General features: G+C 64.6%; 1 protein-coding gene. It reads left to right on the top strand.

Annotated elements, in window-relative coordinates:
- Positions 1-71: 71 nt before the first annotated feature.
- Positions 72-1,237 (top strand): IS3 family transposase gene (locus tag AC4JJG_RS21445; RefSeq protein WP_109860712.1). Its coding sequence is split into 2 segments (ribosomal slippage): positions 72-356 and positions 359-1,237, totalling 1,164 coding nucleotides; the frame shifts between segments, so codons are not numbered across the junction.
- The last annotated feature ends 24 nt before the right edge of the window (positions 1,238-1,261 follow it).

Below are 1,261 nucleotides of genomic sequence, written 5' to 3'. Positions count from 1 at the left end.
GGGACTGGTGCACGGTTAGGTGACATCTGATCTGGCTTGCCCCGGGAGGGCGGCCTGGAAGGATGACTACTGTGCCTAAGCCTTATCCGAAAGAGTTCCGTGATGATGTGGTCCGGGTTGCCCGGGATCGTGAGAGCGGTGTGACGCTCGCGCAGATCGCGAAGGACTTCGGGATCCATGAGATGACGTTGCAGAAGTGGATGCGACGCGCCGACATCGATGACGGCAACAAGCCTGGGATGACGTCGGGGCAGTCGGCGGAGTTGCGGGAGGCCAACAAGCGAATCCGGTTGTTGGAGCAGGAGAATGAGGTCCTGCGCCGGGCCGCGGCGTATCTGTCGCAGGCGAACCTGCCGGGAAAAGGTTCTACCCGCTCGTGAAGGAGCTCGCCGCCGACGGAATCCCCGTCGCGGTGACGTGCCGGGTACTCAAGCTCGCCAGACAGCCCTACTACCGGTGGCTCAAGGAGGCGGTCACCACCGCCGATCGGGTCGCGGCCGCGCGGGCGAACGCCCTGTTCGATGCGCACTGCGAGGACCCGGAGTTCGGGTACCGGTTCCTCGCCGACGAAGCCGAACACGCTGGTCAGGCGATGAGCGCGAGGACGGCGTGGCGGATCTGCTGCGCCAACGGCTGGTGGTCGAGCTTCGGTAAGAAACGTGGGAAGAACGGTAAGAAGCCGGGGCCGCCGGTGCACGATGACCTGGTTGAACGCGACTTCACCGCCGACTCCCCGAACCAATTGTGGTTGACCGATATCACCGAGCACTGGACCGACGAAGGCAAGCTCTACCTCTGCGCGATCAAGGATGCCTGCTCGGGGCGGATCGTCGGCTACAGCATCGATGACCGCATGCAATCCCGTCTCGCCGTTGCTGCGCTCAACCATGCGGTCGCCCGCCGAGACGGCGATGTTGCTGGTTGTATTGTCCACTCGGACAGGGGTTCTCAGTTCCGGTCGCGGAAGTTCGTGTCCGCACTCAATCGGCACGGCCTGGTCGGATCGATGGGCCGCGTCGGCGCCGCCGGCGACAATGCAGCGATGGAATCGTTCTTCGCGCTGCTGCAACGCAACGTCCTCGACCGGCAGCGGTGGGCCACCCGCGAGCAGCTGCGGATCGCGATCGTCACCTGGATCGAACGGACCTACCACCGCCGACGCCGTCAGGTCCGCCTCGGCCGGTTGACGCCCGTCGAATACGAGACGATCATCAACACAGCCGCCTCAGCGGCATGACACCGACACTGTCACCCGATCGTG

This window comes from Gordonia sp. B8661-1 (assembly GCF_059427765.1).
Note: the sequence above shows the minus strand (reverse complement) of the source record. Positions and strands in the feature narration are given on the sequence as shown.